The sequence below is a fragment of the Proteocatella sp. QWL-06 genome (genome assembly GCF_058684135.1).
On record NZ_CM178755.1, the window covers coordinates 515,868 to 533,544 of the forward strand.

Here is a 17,677-nt window from a genome sequence, read left to right on the forward strand (position 1 = left end):
GCGTAGATTTGCAATCGGCAAATCCATCCATAGATAAATAAATTGTAACGGTAGGTGACGATACTTGGAATTATTTACTGGTAAAGAAGTGCGAATATTTGTTGGTGAAGCTATCGACAAATTGAAGCAGGAAATATTCGGTTTTAGGGATAATGAGATTTTGACGTGCGAATTTGACTCATGGATAGAATATTTCGAATCAAAATATATATTTGATCCTATTGTTCTGTTCGAGAATAATATTGAACAATCAATTGACGAGACTCATGTAAAAACGAGAAATCCCTGGGCATCAAGACACTCGTCTGAGAATGAATATTATGAAATTCCTGGTTATAGCATAATATATAAAATACCATTTGATGGTTATTCAGAATTACTAAAATTGCGTCCATCAACATACATCATGACACGATTTGAAATAGAATTATTGAATCCACCAAATGGTGATTCATGCGGCAGCTTGTCATTAAGGTTTTCATATACTGCTCAGGAATTAAAAGATAAAGAAGATCTAAAAAAATATATTGAAAAAGAGTTTGATGGGAAATTTGAATCATACAGAAAAATGATTGGTTACGTTAACCAAGAAATCGCAATCTATAATAGCAATATAAAAAGTTATGCTCTAAAGTTTCTTGATGAAAGAAAGAAAAAGGCTTCCGACTTTGCTATTGTGCGCAGTTCATTAGAAATACCTTTACACTTAAGCGCCAGTGCACCAAACATCGCTCCAATACCTCTAAAGCGAATCACAAGAAAGCCTGTGTCAAAGCCGCTATCAAGGGCTTTGGACAAAGAATATAGCATTTCAGATCAAGACTACATGAACATCATTCATATAATTCATAACACTTGCTCTTCAATGGAGGCTACCACAAGAACTTTTTCAAAAAGTAATGAAGAGGAATTGCGAGATTTCATTATTGCTACATTAGGAACTCATTATATTGACATGGTCACAGGAGAGACATTTAGAAAAATTGGGAAAACAGATATTCATATTGTATTTGAAAATAAGGCTGCATTTATTGGAGAATGTAAAATTTGGCATGGCATTAAAAAGTTTGAAGAAGCCATAGAGCAGTTATTCGGATATTCAACTTGGAAAGATATCAAGACCTCGCTGATAATTTTTAACAAGGAAAACAAAGATTTCTCTTCAATTCGGGACAGTATTTCTATGTGGATCAGAAAAAATGCTAAGAAATTTGAAGCAGTAAATAGCAATGTGTTTTTATGTACAATTCATAGAGTTGAAGAAAATGTTGATGTACAATTGGCAGTTGCCTTGTATGATTTGTGCACCAAATAAAACACTCATAGATTTTTCTTCCGGCATGCTTATGTGTGGGATTATAAACTAATGCTGACAGCTTTGAATTTTATGGAACAAATGATTCACTGTACCGGTTTGTAAGGAATGCGATACCGCCAATTTATTTGAAATAATATTGACGCATCTATGTGAAAACCTGAGACAAAATAATTCAAGACGAAATGATTAGGAGCATTCTGATGGACGAGAGCTTAAAGAAAAGCAAATATCCAAGCATCGACTTCGATTTCGATGAACTCAGCACTATTGACGATAGTGCTTTTGATGCTATCGAAGATACGCTTCGCAATGCCTCATCAGTCGGGAATGCGACCCAGGCTGGTTTGCAAACAGCCAGTCTGCAATCCGCCATTGACAGCTACGCTCAAGCTATGAACCAGGCAGCAATAGCTAAATCCACTGGCTTGCCGGTAAAAACTTCTTCCGCTCAATATAAGGGATTCGCTGCCGAGGAGTATTTCAAACATACTCTTAAAATTAATTCTCTCGCAAAAGGGATACCAGACTATAAACTTGATGTAGTCACTAAAGGAACTCTTCCCGATGGTTCAAATCTTTCTGGAATCGATATGGAAACAGACATTTCCATTTGGACTCGAAAGCGTCCGTGGAGCAAACCAAGTCGGACAGCTGACTATCAATCCAAAATACATAACAAGCCATCGGATTATGCAAAAGACATAGCTAATGCTCAATATGAAAATGTCGAATTTGTAGGTGGGTCAGGGCAAGGAGTCAATGATAAGGTCAGTGTTAATATTGGGGGAAAACCTGTTTCATCTGATGCAATCACCCCAGAAGAAGCGACAAATCTCGCCGACTCAATGAAAGCCCAAGAAACACCAGAATATCATAATTCCACAGAAAAACACGGCGAACTTAATAGGATCAACTTAGGCAGGGCGATTGCCGCTGGTGCCGCTACCGGTTTTGTCCTGACAACAATCAAGGAAATCGTTGATGTAATAAAAAACCGAGATGACTTATCGGAAGACCAGTTCATATTAAGTGTAACGCATATTCTCTGTGGGACTGGGGAAGGCGGTGTCCGCGGCGGGGCGATAATGGGTTCTGTTCAACTGTTGGGTAAGGTCGTAGGGAAAGAAATTGCGGCAAACTCATTTGGTGCGGTTCCAGTAATGGCCGCAGCAAATACAGCTGTGGATTTTGCTAAAGACCTTTACAGTTGCTTCGTAACTGGAGTTATAGATGCCGATGATTTACTGTGCAACACCGTAAACAATACTTTCTCGTCATTTGCTGGTTTTGGAGGAGCATATGTGGGTGCTCAAATCGCGGGTATTGCATCGGTTAAGGCAGCAGCTGCTACCGGAGCTACTATAGGGTCAGCATTGGGTCCTGTTGGTACAATTGTCGGTTCTCTGGTCGGAGGAATTGTTATCGGTTACGGTGCAAGTGCGATTATTGGAACGGCAAATAAAGATGCGCAGAAAGCTTTTAACGAATGCATCACAGAAATTAACACTCACATTGAACTCTGTGGCTGTGAGAAGCTATACTATTTTGCAGACTCAATGTCGAGCATTTCTGAATTCCGCTTGTCGTTTAAAGACTTGCTACCTTGCTACAACCTGATTTCCGACCTAAAAGAGTACAATATTCGAAAAAAGGCAATTAGGAGCATTTACGAGCAACTTGACGCCAGTATAGCCAGCGTGGAAACCGCAAAGGTTGACGCATTGCGGAGGCTAGGAGCACAACATAGTGAGAGACTCAGAGAATTGCAGGCTCGCTTTAGTGAACAACGTGAAGCGATGTTTGACGAGTTCAAAGAGTCAATGAATACCTATGTTGCAAATTCGTATTCTCAATACATTGGTTTGTTTGAGGTTCTGTCAGGAGACATCGAGACCATTAAGGCTCGTCTTGATGACAACATATCTACCCATAACGCAATTCTTGACTATGCACGAAACCGCAACATGGTTAATGCACAATTAAATGAAACACTTACAGACATAATGAATGACCAAGAATCTGCGTATTTACTTAAGCCGTTTGTGGAAAAACTGGAATGGTTTATGCAACAAGATGAACTGATGGTCGGGAGGCAATATCTGTCACTTGATGAGGCTTTATTTCTTGTGAATGGAGGTCAATGATGAGTGCTCCGGATATTGTTTTACCACACCGTCTGCTTGTTAATCGTTCATTGCGTAAGGCATCGGCGGATTTGCGGTCTCGAATTGATGAGTACAAGACCAACTACGAACTCACAATTGAGCGTTGCTCAGCGGAGATTGAAAAGGCGCGAGCCGACAAGGATATAGATTTTGAAAAAGTAAAGTTGTCCCTGTTAGATGAATTATCAAAGGATGCAGATTTGTTCGAAAAGGTTCGGGCAGGGTTATTGGAATATGTAGACCTATTCCTACGTCGCCAATGCCTATATAAAATGCAGGAAGCCAAAAGACTTGAAAAGCAAGCGCTTGTCGAGTATAGAGATTTCCTGACAGCGCAAATGAGTTTGATAGGCGAGGAGATCGATATCCTTGAAGCACGAAAGGACAAGCTGGTCGCTCAAGCCAAGATCGAAGATATTAAGGAACTGGTCAGGTTGACTGGATGTGAAGTCACCGTTACTGAGAACGAAGATGCCATTTCACTTTTAGAGAAAGTCTCCGAATTGGTGGCTGTCAGTGAGGGATCTGAAAAACTGACAAAACAGGCCTTACAGAAACTCCGTGCTGTCCTGCAAGAACGAGTTGATTTACTCCCAGTCATCCAGTACATTTCTTGGACGATTCAGCAGAAAAAGCTATTTTCGGCTCAACTGAAAAGCGACCGAGACAAAACAAAAGACGATTTCAAATACAAAACGGATGAGTTGATGGAAATTAGCGGAAGCATAAACTCCCTTAGCCGTTCGCTTGATGAGCAAGCCAGAACAGTTAGGGCGTTTTGGGCTGTCCCAATTTCCAACTTAAATGTACAAATATCTTTTTTTGATAGAAAATTGAAATTACGTTTTGCTGATGTGAAAGACCGCCAAGCGGAGCTAGACAACCTTTTTGTCATGCTGAAAGATACAAATCAACAAATACAGCAAATGATTAACTCACACTCTGATGATAATTGGAAATGGGAACGCCTCCAGAGTGAAAAATCTATCTACCGAAACAGCATATCATCGGCAAAGGAATATATTGATATGCTTCAAATACAAATAATTCAAGATAAATCTACGCTTACATCATTAAAATCTGAACGGCAACAGTGGTATGCGCGGCAGCAGATGCTCTATTCGCTTTGTAAGAAGAATGATGTGTACCTAATTCCTGATGGTAAAGCAGAGTCGTCTGATGAATGCCGAATAATAGATGTCAGACTAACAGAACTATATCAGATCGAAAACGATGCCAATCAGCGAGAGCAGGAGCGGTTCAAGCGAGAGTCAGCCCAGATACAACAGCAAAGAAAATCGAAGACAGACGACCTATCCTCCCAAATAGCAAACGCCGAAGCCACACAAGCTAAAACAAATGTAGTCTTTGACCAAGCGTCAAAGCAATTATCGAACAGCAAAAGCCGAGATGCGAGATTCTTCTTATTAAAGCTGTTCTCAGAAACAGAGGAAGTCAGTCGTGCAAAACAGGCTTTACAATTGGCAACCGTTCAAAAGAAAAGAGCCGATACCGAGTTGGCGACATTAAAAACAGAACTCGCCAAAGTCGCAGAGGAATTTGACAGGCAATTAGTTGCCTGCCTCCCAAAACCCTACCGTCCATCATCTGCCGAAAGTGAAGAAAGAGAAAAACTTGAAGGCAGAAGAACTGAGTTGTTGGACACACGCAGGCAAAAGAAAGCTACACGAAAGGAGGGGCTTTATGACAGTCAAAATTGATTTTTCCCTTGGCCGACGCTTTGGCGTTGTTGAACAGACTATCTTCCGCCTTGTTCTGAACGGGCTAACAGATGCCAAGCAAATAAGCAATTTGCTGTGGGTTTTCTCTGACGTGGTGATTGCAAATGCCCTTCGAAAACTGGTCAATCAGCAAATTATTAGTGTTGATATAGAGTCCCGCAAACTCTCGCTTTCGGATGCCGTTGTTGCACTTATTGAAATTTGTTCGCACAGCTCATTTGAAATAGATATACCCAATGAAATTCTGCTTGTTGCCGACAATGCTGACTATAGTATAGAAAAAACTGCTATTGAAGCCAAAACCGCAATACTGGTTGAATTGCTACCAAAGGTCAAACGTAGTTTCTTAATCGGTTTAGCGAAATGCTTTGACTTTAGGATTTGTGCGGGAGGTGAGAGTTATGACTGATAACACTTGGACAGAACATTTATCTCACTGGAGGACGTTTTTATCCGAAAGGCTCACTTCTCTTGACGACGTCGGAGAACAGATAAAAGTTGAGCGACAACTCAAAACCATAGAACGTGTTCGTTACGCTGCGGTAATCAATCCAAAAGTGCTGATAGAGTTTATTAATCCGTCGGATGTCCCTTTACCCCAAGCGGAGGATTATGATTATTTCCTTAATCTCAACGACTCGCAAAAAAAGGCGGTAGAGATTGCCTTGGGGAATAATGCCCTTTCCCTAATACAGGGACCGCCGGGAACCGGCAAGACGCAGGTTATCGCCGAGATTTGTTTACAATTATATCGTAAAAATCCAGATGTCAGAATACTGGTTTGTTCGGAAACCCATATTGCCGTGAACAACCTGATTTCGCGAATCTCAGAATACGACGATTCAATCAGGATCGTTCGTATCCGCGACAAAGAGCAAAATAGCGCGGTCGACGAGTTTTCGCCAGAAGCAATAATAAGTACATATAAAGAGTGGCTACAGGCAAATTATAAAAGCCAAGACGCAATCAATATCATCTCAGAAACCTTATCGGACTATGATGATAGGAGTCTTGAAAAGGCGCTTTCCTTATCGGCTAATATTGCTGGCATGACTTGCAATCGAATTAATGCCTACGAATTCGAATCGTCGTCGGAGATGTTTGATCTCGTGATTATAGATGAAGTATGCAAAGCAACGCTACCAGAAATTTTGGCCCCGCTAACCATTGCACAAAAGGCAATATTAGTCGGCGACCCTAAGCAGTTACCACCCGTTTTCTGTTCCGAGGAAATAGATGTAATTAGAAGTATCGAAAAGTGTAATTTGCAGAATTATTTATACATTGATGACCTATTCTTGAAGTCTAAAAATGTCTCTGTACTAGATACGCAGTATCGTATGACCAATCAAATCGGGAAGTTAATTGGAGACTTATTCTATGATGGTGAGCTCAAAAATGGAAGAAACATCAAAGGCGACAACAGCATTATATGGGTTGACTATACTCCTTCTGAACTGTGGCCTCGCTATGAGGCAAATAGAGTTGAAAGGCTGAAAATTTACAACCTCGATGAGTGCCGGATCATCACATGTATTTTAAAAGAACTCGACGACAACGCTGAAATTTTAACATCAGTTGCTGTAATCGCACCTTACAGACATCAGGTAACTACACTGCAGGAATTAGTGCAAAAAGAATCTTTTAGATGTCTCAATGTGAATGTAGACACCATCGATGGCTTCCAAGGAAAAGAGTGCGACATAGTAATATTCAGTTTGACCAGAACTGTTGGCTCTTTCAGATTTCTTGGTGATGTTAGGCGATTGAATGTTGCTTTGTCGAGAGCACGCGACAAACTGTATATTGTAGGAGATCTCAACTATGCCGTTAATCATAATATACTTAAAACAATTGCTGACTATTGTGTGAAAATAAATAGTGATACTCATTTGGATTTTCTGAACAGAAGTCAATGATTAGTCCTGATGGTTCCAAGAAAGTTTGATTTCGGGCGGTGAATTTGATTATCCAATAAGCCCGGATAGCCTCAAACTATAGCACTCGGATAAACTTTTGCCTAATAAATCTTAGTGGGAGTTGTATCACAGATTTTTCGAGAGGTGAGGTTTTGAAATATTTTTGTACTGTAAGTGATCGTGTAGGATCATGTTATCATGAATTCTACATAGGAAAGTGGGATAATAAAACTTTCTGGAAATCAGATTCAATGTTGTTGCACGATGATATTCTTAACGAATTAGAAATATATAGAGCATTTGCAGCAGTGATTCCGGGCTATGATCCCTATGGCGAAACACAAGTCAATCAATCCCAGTGGGAAGCTATACTTGATTATGTCTCTCAGTTAAATACTCAAGCAAAAAATGCCCTCATTGAAATCTCTGTTTGGGTAAATCAAGCACTACGTAATGAGGGAATGTTTACAATCTTGGGAATATAAGGCAAAACCACAATCGTAAAAGCCTAGTGAATTCAATATGAATATTCTACGAAGATTAACCGCATCCAAACGTTTTTAACGCCCCTTAATGAACTTGTCTTCTGACCTTTGAGAAAACAAATGATCGACGTTTGATTGTACCGTCAGTGATTCTTTCATAATATATTTTTGTTTTACATAGTCCTTTAAAATGACTTTTTTAGAATCTAGGCATGAGTTGAATTCCTGTTGAAGGTCTCTAATTGAAGGTATTTTTTTTGATGAAATCGAGTCAAAACCTTGCTTGGCTGATTGGTGAAGCAGAATATTTTCAGTGTTTGACTCATAATATTTTGATGAATATCCGGATTCTCGGTATGCGGTATATATCTCCTTCGTTTTCGCATAATTGATGATATGCTTCTTCAACTCAGTAATCTCCGCCATCCGTTTTTCAAGATACTTGATCTGCTGTGACAGCTCGTGATAACGATCCGTCGCAGCTTTTGTTTTTTCAACCAGGGTTTCATAGTCGGTGATGTTATTCTCCGTCAAAAAATTGATGGTCTGAGCCATCTGCTTCAGATTGAAAACCTTCGCCCAGCGCTCGTAACCAGGGCCTTTACCCGCTTGAAGTTTGGCCTGGATATCCACCAGTAGATTGATCTTGTCCGGATTTTTTCGATAAGGTATTTTGGCTTTAGGTGTGTGGATCGTCTTTCCAAGAATCGCGGATCTCAACTCTTCCTCAGAATATCCTTGTCCGAGGGACCGCAATCTTGTAAATTTTTGCTGACCATTTGCTTTGAAGGCTAGATGCTGCCCCGGTTTCACTTCATAACCATTCCCCGCCATTAACTTCAGGAAAGCATCAAAATCTGCTGGCTTTTGTGCCATGACAGCATCGATGGTTTGTCGTAGCCTCTCCTGCCAAGAAAGTGGTTTTTTGTCGCCCAGCCACTTGCCGTAATGAGACGGTCCCTGCTTTGGAGCTTCGATAATCGAGAGTCCGTTCTCTAGGCAGAGTTTGTCGCTGATTTTCCGAATCGCTTCACTGGAGCCAAGGAAATTTCTAAATTTCTGAGTATGGTCTATGGATGTGGAATTGAAAATAATGTGGCTATGAATATGGGCATGATCGGTATGTGTGGCGACAACGAATTGATACTTGCCCTTGGTTAAACTCATGGCGAGCTCATAGCCGATCTCCTGAGCCTTCTCGGGCGCGATTTCTCCTGGCTTAAAGGACTGCCGGATCTGATAGAGCACGATGTCACTCTTCTTCTCATCACTGCGTCCAATGTAGGTCTCGTATTCTTTCTTGCAAAGCAGCATCTCTCCGGCGGCGGTTTCCGGTTCGCAGCCATAGGCTTTGACGAGCTGCCCGCTATTCGTTTTATCAGGATTGACGGCATAGGAAAGGCGTTCATGCACCGTGTGGGCCACGGTCTGCCCTTTGATGACGTGCATGGGGATTAATCTCGTGGTTGCCACAGCGGACACCTCCTTCCAAAAGAAAAAGGCGCAGCAGATTGCTCCACCGCGCCCGTCACAGGATCATATTTCGCTTTCTCAAATCGCTTTCAAAGAATCGTTGAATACACCAATCAGCTCAACAAGGAATGCTGCGATCAGCGGCAGTCCGAAGGGACTGATCAACCAGGCCAGGCCCATCAATCTCAGACCTTCCGGAACATCCTGAAGCAGGACCATGGTTCCCAGAGCAATGGCAAAGCAGACAAAAGCCACGATCCCCAGCACCATGGTAGACAGCTTACACAACAAACGGCAGGCTGCAACAAGGATCGTCAAAGCCAGTGTTATTGGGAATAAGAACAGCTTGATGAGAAATCTCATGCTGCACACCTCCATTCATCCGATAATTTTCTTCTACCCTGATCGTAGCAAGGAATCCAAATATCGTCCATGTTGTCGATAAAAAATTTTAGTCTATGGTGGAAAGGCGGGTCATGATCTGATCCGCCTTTTCCCATACACTCTTTAGGCTGCTCTGGATATCCTCAATATCGGCTTCATAGATGCGTCCGGTCTCATGCGCCCGCTTGGCGTAATGATTCAGGTTGTTGCTGCTTCTTCGAAGGAGCGATACCAGATCAGAAATATCAGAGAGGTCCAGTCGGACCACATAGCCGTCAATGGCCATTTTTCTGATGTATGCTCCCATGTTTTTTGTCCCCAGCTGGCGCATCTTTTCTTCGATCAGCGCCTTTTCACGCTCGTTGACCATGATTATAATGGGGATCTGACGCTTTCTGTTTGCCAAATTATCACCTCCTCAAGTTTCCACCACCTTTCTGCTTCAGATGCTCCTATTTAATCGTCTTCTTCCTTATAATCGGGCACCAGGATCAACTCTCCATATTCCTGATCAATCATGGCTGCCAGCTTCCTCAAAGCACTTTGGATAAGCTGGGAGAGCTCTGCGTCTTCAGGAGCAAGCTCTGTGGAGATTTTCTCAAGTCCTGCGATCAGTCCGGACCTGGTGCCGGTATCATAAATACACATGAGGTTAAGCTCTTCAATACTGAATCTATTCATCTTCATCTCTCCATTTCTGCAGTTTTGTGAGGCAGCGTTTTACTGGGTTCTGGTTTCTCAGCAGACTTTTTCAACCGCTGTTTTACGGATTCCCTCTGCGGTTTTTTCTCTTCACGACCTTCGGCAGCCTCTCTGGATTTATCCATGTCTTTGACAGGAACGTTATTGATCAGTCCATCAAATTGGTTGTCATTTTGCTCCACCGTATCCTCGATGCTTCGCAAAGGATTGATGGGCTTGATGAACTCCGGCACTTCTTTGAAGCCGATGGTATCCACATAATGGGCCGTGTGCTCACCGTGTTGCTTCAAGACGATGACATCACTCATGGATAGGCTATGTCCGGTGAAGTCCTTGGGTCGGTCTTCATTGAATTTTTCATAGATGCCGTTCAGCGTTCCATTGGTGTCAGTTTCTACCTCAAAATGTCCGGTGTAGGTCAAATCATAATTCTTATAGTCCACAGTCAGACCCAGCTTTTGCAGGTGATACAGGCTCTCGAACTGGTGGTTTCGCAGATTCTCATCGTTTTTCAGTTGATAGATAGCATACGTGTCATCCGGCCCGGTGAGGAATTCCACCTCTTGCAGGGGTTGAGAAGGATTCTCAGCAGTCCCCGTTTTTACGTCCTGCTGACCGATGTCTGCTGCAGAAATCCCGCGCACCTGGGTGATTTCCTTAAAATGGCGGTCGATGTCATCAATGAGCTCGGCTGAGGTCTTGCTGATGGTCTCCAGGGAAGCCTTCAGCTCAGGCAGATCCTTGTCCTTGCTCCAGGCAGCGATGTAGCCAAAGCTGTTCTCGTCTGTGGCGATGCCATAATAGGCACATACTGCAAAGGAGACACTTTCTGCCTCCACTTCTTCGGTTCTTCGATCCTTGGGCTTTTCCGGTGCTTTCTCATCTTCTCCGTGTTTCTTTTCCTGGTCAGATTGCAGATTATGAAGCTTGGCGTGGGCGATCTCATGGATGGCTGCAGAGACTGTCTGAATCTCGCTCATGTCATCACGAATGGCGATCTTTTGTCTACCCTGGCTGAAATAGCCGTCGGTGCTGGATGGCATGGCTTCAAAAGAGATGGAAACCGGGGAGGATCGCTTCAGAGCCTCCATGAAAATATCATATTGCTTGACATCGCCGGTCAGGGTACTTGCCAGCTGGGGAAGGGGCTTCCCGTCCGTCTGGGAGACATCAAAGACAGAGACGACCTGAAACCTTGGGATCTTGATCTCCACTTCCTCCGTCAGTGTCTTGCCAGTGACATCCCGCAGGGGTTTCTGCGTCACAGGATCTAGCTTTTTAACTTCCTTTTTCGTTTTAACAGGGGCCGGGGCAATGATTCGGATGCCTTTTTCACCTTTCAGGACATTGCGCTGGAACTGATCCTGCCAGCGGTTGTATCCAGCCACCAGTGTGGCATCCGGCTTTTGCATGGCAATCAGGATCGTATTGTTCAGGGAATAATGATGAAACCTCGACATGGTACGCAGGTAGTCCTGGTATTTGTCACCAGTGAAAAAATCACGGATGCCTTGCTCCAGCTTATCCGTGATTTCCTTGAGGCCTTCCTTGATGTTCTTACCGGGTGCCACCTGAGCTGAGGATTCCTTGACCGCTTCCTTTTGGCCGTAAGCAGCTGGCGCTTCCAGTACGCCGTGGGCCTGGAAGGAGTAGTGATCCTGCTGATTGATCCCATTGATAATCAGATGGTCCAGCACCTGGATGCCCAGAAGATTGCCGGTTTCCTTAAGCCTTTTCGTCACGGTGAGATCTTCGGAGCTTGGCGTCAGATCGCCGGATGGGTGATTGTGACAAAGGATCACCGCATTGGCCTTATTGACGATGGCATTTCGGAAGACTTCCCTGGGGTGGACGATGGAGCTGTTGATGGTCCCCAGTGATACGACCTCGTGATCGATGACGCGGTTCTTGGTATTGAGGAAGGCCACGACAAAGGCTTCCTTGTCATGCACCTGATCCATCACCGAACGAAAGAAGGCCGCTGCCGTATCCGGTGAATTGATGACCGGGTTTTTCGTGTTGATACCGCTGCTCATCCGGTAAAGATCCAGAAAGGCCTGATGCTTTTCCCGCTGTGCTGGCGTGCTCAATAGCTGGGTGGCATTCTCCACCAAAGCACCGATGCCCTTTCTCTGGGCGTATTCCAGCGCGTCATCCTCCTTGACGCCGATGATGCGGGCAAAGGCCTGGACATAGCGAAGTTCATCCGTGTTGTTCATCGCTATCCACCTCCAGCTCGGCCATCATCTCAACAAGGAGAAGCAGATCTCTCAGTTTGTCAGCATCTTCCAGCGTTGATACATATTCTTCCGGATTCTCCCAGAGCTCCAGCAGATTATCCGTGCTCACCTCAATACCGAGGAGAGTCTTGATCCGATCTTTGACATTCATGATTTTTCCATCCTTTCCTTGGATTTTGTTGACGTTTTGTCCTTATCCTTGGTTTCACCAGACGTGAATTCCAGCCTGAAATTGACGTACTTTCCGCCGGTATCCTCCATGACGATCCGGGCATCATAGGTCTTATGCGTTTTGGGAGAATAAAGGTTTTTCATCAGGATGCTGCCTTCCTGAAGCAGAGAAGCAGCTACCTCGCGAGTCAGTGATTTTTTCTTGTTCTTGAAGAAACGGTTATCCTTCCACAGCGGACTGCATATAAAATAGTATTGAAAAAGTATTTACAAGTAAAAAAAGAATACACTTCAGATGGGCAAATGAGAATCCAGTTATCACAGGTGAAGGCAGCTCTAAAAATTGCAGGATATAGTTTTGATGAAGATTTGATGGAACGATTGTTTAGTGGAAGTGGAATTTATACTGTCAGCGGACAGAAATCTGCAAGGCTATTACGCAATGGAATCGAGCACGAGATGAATGTGAATGATCTGCAGGAAGTTCACGACAGGTTGGCGAGCCTGTTTGCAGATATGGATTCATTTATCACTTGGATTCAGTTATAGGCTACTTTTCCAGGATCCGCTCTGTTTTTCCATCTTTTGCTACTGAGGCTCTCAAGATAAGGTCGACATTGTTTTTTATGACCACAGATTGATTCATAATGCTCTTAATTGACTTATATTTTTTCATTAGCAAATTTTTCATGGTCAAGCATTCTTGGTATTCTAGTTGAAGACTTTTCATAGTAGGTATTTGCTTGTGCGAGAGCAAATTGAATGCTTGTTTCGCATGTTGATGAAGCATTATGTCATGAGAATTATCAGAATTAAATTTGGCCGAATATCCGGATTCGCGATAAGCGCTATAGATTTCCTTGGTTTTCGAATAGTTGATGATATGCTTCTTCAACTCAGTAATCTCCGCCATTCGTTTTTCAAGATCCTTGATCTGCTGTGACAGCTCGTGATAACGATCCGTTGCAGCTTTTGTTTTTTCAACAAGTGTTTCATAGTCGGTGATGTTATTCTCCGTCAGAAAATTGATGGTCTGAGCCATCTGTTTCAGATTGAACACCTTCGCCCAGCGCTCATAACCAGGACCTTTGCCAGCTTGAAGTTTGGCCTGGATATCCACCAGAAGATGGATCTTGTCCGGATTTTTTCGATAAGGTCTTTTGACTTTTGGAGTGTGGACGGTCTTTCCGAGTATTGCTGATCTCAGTTCATCTTCAGAATATCCTTCACCCAGGGATCGTAATCTGGTGAATTTTTGCTGACCACTGGCTTTGAAAGCGAGATGCTGCCCTTGTTTCAGTAACACCGAGAAAAGAACAACAGTCTCAAAAAGTACGAATTACATTCTTCTACTCTCATATATGTAATACAATATAAGTCAGTTTTATAACAAATTGCAAGTTAAAGTGAAAGAGAATTTACAGGGGACTGACCGGGCGTAGGTTAGTGGGCTGATGGGGTCGAGCACTTGAAATGGGCTAAGATCACGCAACCCTCTCATAGGCTTCCCTTGCCTGGTTGGCGGTCTTGCCCCCCAGGACCCGTCGGGGATAGCTGTTGAGCCAGTACTGGATCTTCTGGATTTGGGCTTTGCTGTAGTCGCCGATGCAGGCCCCCTTGGGGATATGGTAGCGGATCACGCCGTTATTCTGTTCATTGGTCCCCCGCTCAAAGGCACTGTAGGGATGGCAGAAGTAGACCTTGGTCCTGGACTGGCTGGTTCTGGTCACGGACTTCTGCAGCCCCTTCCAGTTAAGGAACTCACTGCCGTTGTCCACCGTGATGGTCTTGAACCGCTCCAGGAACTCGGCCAGCCCCATTCCGCGCTCCAGAGTGTTAAGCACTCGGAACACTTCCTTCTGGGTCTGGGCTTTGAGCTTGAAGATCAGCGTCCCACGCGTGCAGCGGTCGTTCATCGTCAGGAGCGCCGCCTTGCCCTTGCCTTTTCCTGAGACGATGCAGTCCATCTCCCAGTGCCCCGGCTCCAGGCGCTCAGTGCTCTCTAAGGGCCGCTCGCTGATCAGGGGCGCATCTCCTGCCTTGAACGCTCGGCGTACGTGCCGCTTGCGCTTCTTGCGCGGGCGTTCCTCCCGGGGCAGATCACTCAGCCCGATGTGGAAGAAGAGTCCCATCTCGATGTAGTTGTAGAGCGTGCGGGTGCACACCTTTGTCTTGCAGGGCGCTTCGGGGAGACCTTCCAGGTACATGACCACCGCGTCGGGGGACCACTTCTGCTCCAGGATCTTTTCCTCCACCAGCTCGATGAATACCGGGTCATCGGTCAGCTTGAGTTCCGGCCCCTTGTTCGTGGCCTGGAAGTCATAGTCGGCCTGAGCGATCACCGCCGAGTAGGAGGTATACTTTGTCAGATCCGACGAGAGAAGCTCGACCTGGCCCCGCCTGAGTTCCCGGCTGATGGTCGCCTCGCTGCACTGGAGCATCAGGGCTAGGTGGCCCTGATTTAGCCGGTTGCGTTTGGCCAGTTTGCGGTTGCCCTCCATCAGAGTCTCGAGCTTCTGGCGCTCGCAGAAGGTGAGGTGGTTGTATTTCTTTCTGGTCGGCTCGATGGTAGAATGAAGATGGCTCATAGTTCTGCTCCTTATAGTGTTGGTTTAGCTCACTACATTATACCGCAGATACTCTGGGCCACTTTCTTTCACTTTATTCTACAACTCGCCATAAGTCAGTTTTATAAAAATAATTATTGACAAAAAATATATCCAGAAGTACAATATAAACAAACATTAATATAAATGATAATTGATATAAACTTCAATTTATATAAATAACCATAAATGTATTTGAAAGGAGGTAATGACACTGGATTTTGAATTTTTACAACAGTTTTTAAAAATTTTGGCTGATTCTAATCGTTTACGTATTGTTTATTTCATTGGAAAGGAACGAAAGTCGGTTTCAGAAATTATACAGTCATTAGAGTTACCGCAACCCTTGGTATCACATCACCTACGTGTTTTGAAGGAGGGACATGTGCTGGAGCCTGAACGTGAAGGTGCGTTTATCTACTATAGTCTTACAAAGCCACAGCTTTTAGGTTCTTTAAAAGAGCTTCAGCAAATTGGTAATGGGGAGGATTAAAAAAACGTGAGGAAAATTAAGATGAATATTATGGAGCGATTGATGAATCGTATGATGAATCATATGAGTGCTGAGCAGAAAAATAAAATGATGAGCAGTATGATAGAGAATTCTAATAAAGGGAGTGAAGATAAGAAACCTTGAAGCCAAGAGCAATAGGAAACTAACCCAACATCAGAAGTCTAAGATTAATAAAGCAAACAGCAAAACAAAGAACTATTAAAGCTACAGCGATAATCGTAAGGCTTACTGCAGAAAGAAATCCTGCACCTTTAAATGACTCGATGAGATATATCTGTTTAACAAATTCAGTGTCTTTGTAGGCGTTCACAAGTTCATGCATATCAGACAGTATTGATGAGACTTCTTCATCATACTGACGTATAAAACGAGTATATAGATGAATGCGTTTAAAATTACTGCTTACTGAATGACCAAAAGCTTTTGCATTATTTGCAGCCTGAATAATGGCATTATACTTGTTTTCAGCATAAATAATTCCAAAGCGTGCAGTAGAACGTATGGAGTTAATAATATCATCTTTAGGTGCACTTAAAAATGCATCTGGAGAAGTGTATTTTTCCAGTAATTTTATTGTAGTATTTGTAGTAATTTTAGAAAAAACTTATAAATATTGCGGATATACCATCCATAATTCGCCTTGAAGCTTATTCACGTAAGAAGAACGGTTGTCCATTAGGTCATAATATTCTCTTGATAGATAATAAATCATATTTAATATTGTTTGATATGAGCGATAGCCTCTTTCTGATAGGAATCCATTTCCAAGCAATGAGTACACATCCTAGCATGTGATACGAGTATAGCCTGAGGTTCCAAACCAGCCAAATCATAAAACCTCATTGAATGGACTAATTGACTTAATCATATGTATAGGTCAGTAGAAACTGACTTCCCAAGGGGGGTAACATTTTTTATCCTATCCTTTAAGAGTATACTTTATGAAAAGTCTGGAGTCTACTGGGAACCTTCAGACATGTTAAATTTAGAATTAACATCTGATGAAGGAAGAACTCTTTCTTCTGTTACAGAATAAAAGAAATGAATAATTTTATATTTAGAAATATTTTAAAGTATAGCCCTTAGTGGGTATAACAATATTATACTAGGAGGTAATGGCATGGCACAGCAATATACGAAAAAAAAGATTCGAGAAGGATTCATAAAGATATTGAATGAGCGTCCACTTAATAAAATCACAGTTAAGGATATTGCTTCAGCATGTGAGATCAATAGAAATACTTTTTATTATTACTACACAGATGTATATGCACTTCTGTCAGAGCTCTTTCAAACAGAACTCCAGACAGTAATTGATGAATATAATGATACATTTTCCTGGGAGGAGAGTTTTATTGTAGCTACTAAGGTTGCTTTAGAAAACAAAATAGCCATTAATCATGTATATAACTCCATGCAGAGAGAAGAATTAGAGGATTATATATACAATGTATCAGGACATGTCATGAGCCGGTATGTTGAAAAAGTAAGCGACGGTATCTCAGCTTCTTCGGGGGATAAAAAACTGATTGCTTCCTTTTATCAGTGTGCTCTTACTGAAATGGTACTACGCTGGATTGCTTCTGGAATGAAGGAAGACCCTGATACTATCATCAGACGAATCGGGCGGCTCTTCGATGGACACATTGCCCTATCCCTTAAGCGAAGTGCTGGTTTAAATGACTCTAATAAAAAACAATAACAAAATCTTTTTTTGTAAGGCATTCTAATCTCAATGCCAAAAAATTAGGCAAACAAACTGCAGTGTTCGAAATTCGAACACTGCAGTTTGTTTGCCTAATGTAAAAGACATAAAAAAGCGATATTATAAGTATAAACAAATCCTACAGATAACAAGTATTCACAAAGTTAAAGGAGGTGTTGTTATTTATTACCCCTCAAAATGTGGAGTGCTAGTAGAGTTCACATAAAAGAACTCTAAACATAATAGTAGGATT

18 protein-coding genes are annotated in these 17,677 nt (G+C 42.8%); 9 read left to right on the top strand and 9 right to left on the bottom strand.

What is annotated here, in order from left to right; all coding sequences use genetic code 11:
• Positions 1-64: 64 nt before the first annotated feature.
• The 6 genes from AC4PGZ_RS02545 (at position 65) to AC4PGZ_RS02570 (ending at position 7,629) form a co-directional block, all read left to right on the top strand.
• Positions 65-1,315 carry a hypothetical protein gene (locus AC4PGZ_RS02545; RefSeq protein ID WP_492159477.1) on the top strand — a complete coding sequence of 417 codons (1,251 nt, stop codon included), beginning with the start codon at positions 65-67 and terminating at the stop codon, positions 1,313-1,315.
• Between the two features lie 203 nt (positions 1,316-1,518).
• Positions 1,519-3,462 carry a hypothetical protein gene (locus AC4PGZ_RS02550; protein WP_492159478.1) on the top strand — a complete coding sequence of 648 codons (1,944 nt, stop codon included), beginning with the start codon at positions 1,519-1,521 and terminating at the stop codon, positions 3,460-3,462.
• Positions 3,462-5,204: a hypothetical protein gene (locus AC4PGZ_RS02555; RefSeq protein WP_492159479.1), complete on the top strand. Its 1,743-nt coding sequence runs from the start codon at positions 3,462-3,464 to the stop codon at positions 5,202-5,204. Before AC4PGZ_RS02550 ends, AC4PGZ_RS02555 begins: the two co-directional genes overlap by 1 nt.
• The gene (locus tag AC4PGZ_RS02560) at positions 5,188-5,634 is read left to right on the top strand and encodes a hypothetical protein (protein ID WP_492159480.1); all 447 of its coding nucleotides are present in this window, start codon (positions 5,188-5,190) and stop codon (positions 5,632-5,634) included. Before AC4PGZ_RS02555 ends, AC4PGZ_RS02560 begins: the two co-directional genes overlap by 17 nt.
• The gene (locus AC4PGZ_RS02565; RefSeq protein WP_492159481.1) at positions 5,627-7,144 is read left to right on the top strand and encodes an AAA domain-containing protein; all 1,518 of its coding nucleotides are present in this window, start codon (positions 5,627-5,629) and stop codon (positions 7,142-7,144) included. The genes AC4PGZ_RS02560 and AC4PGZ_RS02565 overlap by 8 nt, the downstream gene beginning before the upstream one ends.
• Positions 7,145-7,296: 152 nt before the next feature.
• Complete coding sequence (locus tag AC4PGZ_RS02570; protein WP_492159482.1) at positions 7,297-7,629, top strand: hypothetical protein; 333 nt, start codon at positions 7,297-7,299, stop codon at positions 7,627-7,629.
• Between the two features lie 75 nt (positions 7,630-7,704).
• Here AC4PGZ_RS02570 and AC4PGZ_RS02575 read toward each other — a convergent pair whose 3' ends face one another.
• The 7 genes from AC4PGZ_RS02575 to AC4PGZ_RS02605 all read right to left on the bottom strand — a co-directional run bounded on the left by AC4PGZ_RS02575 (position 7,705) and on the right by AC4PGZ_RS02605 (position 12,743).
• Entirely contained in the window at positions 7,705-9,102 is a 1,398-nt protein-coding gene (locus AC4PGZ_RS02575) for a relaxase/mobilization nuclease domain-containing protein (protein WP_492159483.1), read from the bottom strand.
• A 78-nt stretch (positions 9,103-9,180) separates the two neighbouring features.
• A complete protein-coding gene (locus tag AC4PGZ_RS02580) occupies positions 9,181-9,465 on the bottom strand; it encodes a CD1845 family protein (protein ID WP_492159484.1) in 285 nt (94 codons plus the stop codon).
• Positions 9,466-9,553: 88 nt separating this feature from the next.
• A complete protein-coding gene (locus tag AC4PGZ_RS02585) occupies positions 9,554-9,892 on the bottom strand; it encodes a plasmid mobilization protein (protein WP_492159485.1) in 339 nt (112 codons plus the stop codon).
• A 50-nt stretch (positions 9,893-9,942) separates the two neighbouring features.
• A complete protein-coding gene (locus AC4PGZ_RS02590; protein WP_492159486.1) occupies positions 9,943-10,167 on the bottom strand; it encodes a transposon-transfer assisting family protein in 225 nt (74 codons plus the stop codon).
• A gap of 2 nt (positions 10,168-10,169) precedes the next feature.
• Entirely contained in the window at positions 10,170-12,407 is a 2,238-nt protein-coding gene (gene radC, locus AC4PGZ_RS02595) for a RadC family protein (protein WP_492159487.1), read from the bottom strand.
• On the bottom strand, positions 12,391-12,579 hold the full coding sequence (locus AC4PGZ_RS02600) for a hypothetical protein (RefSeq protein ID WP_492159488.1): 189 nt from the start codon (positions 12,577-12,579) through the stop codon (positions 12,391-12,393). Before AC4PGZ_RS02600 ends, radC begins: the two co-directional genes overlap by 17 nt.
• The gene (locus tag AC4PGZ_RS02605) at positions 12,576-12,743 is read right to left on the bottom strand and encodes a hypothetical protein (protein ID WP_492159489.1); all 168 of its coding nucleotides are present in this window, start codon (positions 12,741-12,743) and stop codon (positions 12,576-12,578) included. Before AC4PGZ_RS02605 ends, AC4PGZ_RS02600 begins: the two co-directional genes overlap by 4 nt.
• 159 nt (positions 12,744-12,902) lie before the next feature.
• Between AC4PGZ_RS02605 and AC4PGZ_RS02610 the strand changes: the two genes are divergently transcribed.
• A complete protein-coding gene (locus AC4PGZ_RS02610; protein ID WP_492159490.1) occupies positions 12,903-13,148 on the top strand; it encodes a hypothetical protein in 246 nt (81 codons plus the stop codon).
• A gap of 1 nt (position 13,149) precedes the next feature.
• Here the strand turns inward: AC4PGZ_RS02610 and AC4PGZ_RS02615 are convergent, their stop codons facing one another.
• The gene (locus AC4PGZ_RS02615) at positions 13,150-13,905 is read right to left on the bottom strand and encodes a hypothetical protein (protein ID WP_492159491.1); all 756 of its coding nucleotides are present in this window, start codon (positions 13,903-13,905) and stop codon (positions 13,150-13,152) included.
• A gap of 178 nt (positions 13,906-14,083) precedes the next feature.
• A complete protein-coding gene (locus AC4PGZ_RS02620; RefSeq protein WP_492159492.1) occupies positions 14,084-15,187 on the bottom strand; it encodes an IS30 family transposase in 1,104 nt (367 codons plus the stop codon).
• 226 nt (positions 15,188-15,413) lie between these two features.
• On the opposite strand from AC4PGZ_RS02620, the gene AC4PGZ_RS02625 reads away from it, so the two are divergent.
• Positions 15,414-15,698, top strand: coding sequence for an ArsR/SmtB family transcription factor (locus AC4PGZ_RS02625; protein ID WP_213238326.1), 285 nt, complete (start codon positions 15,414-15,416; stop codon positions 15,696-15,698).
• 1,141 nt (positions 15,699-16,839) lie between these two features.
• The gene (locus AC4PGZ_RS02630) at positions 16,840-17,421 is read left to right on the top strand and encodes a TetR/AcrR family transcriptional regulator (protein WP_492159493.1); all 582 of its coding nucleotides are present in this window, start codon (positions 16,840-16,842) and stop codon (positions 17,419-17,421) included.
• Positions 17,422-17,677 lie beyond the last annotated feature (256 nt).

Bases quoted from the DNA above. Each gene is read 5' to 3' on its own strand.
- AC4PGZ_RS02605 (WP_492159489.1), bottom strand. From the start codon at position 12,743: ATGAAAAACCTTTATTCTCCCAAAACGCATAAGACCTATGATGCCCGG.
- AC4PGZ_RS02565 (WP_492159481.1), top strand. From the start codon at position 5,627: ATGACTGATAACACTTGGACAGAACATTTATCTCACTGGAGGACGTTT.
- AC4PGZ_RS02555 (WP_492159479.1), top strand. From the start codon at position 3,462: ATGAGTGCTCCGGATATTGTTTTACCACACCGTCTGCTTGTTAATCGT.
- AC4PGZ_RS02560 (WP_492159480.1), top strand. From the start codon at position 5,188: ATGACAGTCAAAATTGATTTTTCCCTTGGCCGACGCTTTGGCGTTGTT.
- AC4PGZ_RS02550 (WP_492159478.1), top strand. From the start codon at position 1,519: ATGGACGAGAGCTTAAAGAAAAGCAAATATCCAAGCATCGACTTCGAT.
- AC4PGZ_RS02610 (WP_492159490.1), top strand. From the start codon at position 12,903: ATGAGAATCCAGTTATCACAGGTGAAGGCAGCTCTAAAAATTGCAGGA.
- AC4PGZ_RS02620 (WP_492159492.1), bottom strand. From the start codon at position 15,187: ATGAGCCATCTTCATTCTACCATCGAGCCGACCAGAAAGAAATACAAC.
- AC4PGZ_RS02625 (WP_213238326.1), top strand. From the start codon at position 15,414: ATGACACTGGATTTTGAATTTTTACAACAGTTTTTAAAAATTTTGGCT.
- AC4PGZ_RS02600 (WP_492159488.1), bottom strand. From the start codon at position 12,579: ATGAATGTCAAAGATCGGATCAAGACTCTCCTCGGTATTGAGGTGAGC.
- AC4PGZ_RS02630 (WP_492159493.1), top strand. From the start codon at position 16,840: ATGGCACAGCAATATACGAAAAAAAAGATTCGAGAAGGATTCATAAAG.
- AC4PGZ_RS02590 (WP_492159486.1), bottom strand. From the start codon at position 10,167: ATGAATAGATTCAGTATTGAAGAGCTTAACCTCATGTGTATTTATGAT.
- radC (WP_492159487.1), bottom strand. From the start codon at position 12,407: ATGAACAACACGGATGAACTTCGCTATGTCCAGGCCTTTGCCCGCATC.
- AC4PGZ_RS02580 (WP_492159484.1), bottom strand. From the start codon at position 9,465: ATGAGATTTCTCATCAAGCTGTTCTTATTCCCAATAACACTGGCTTTG.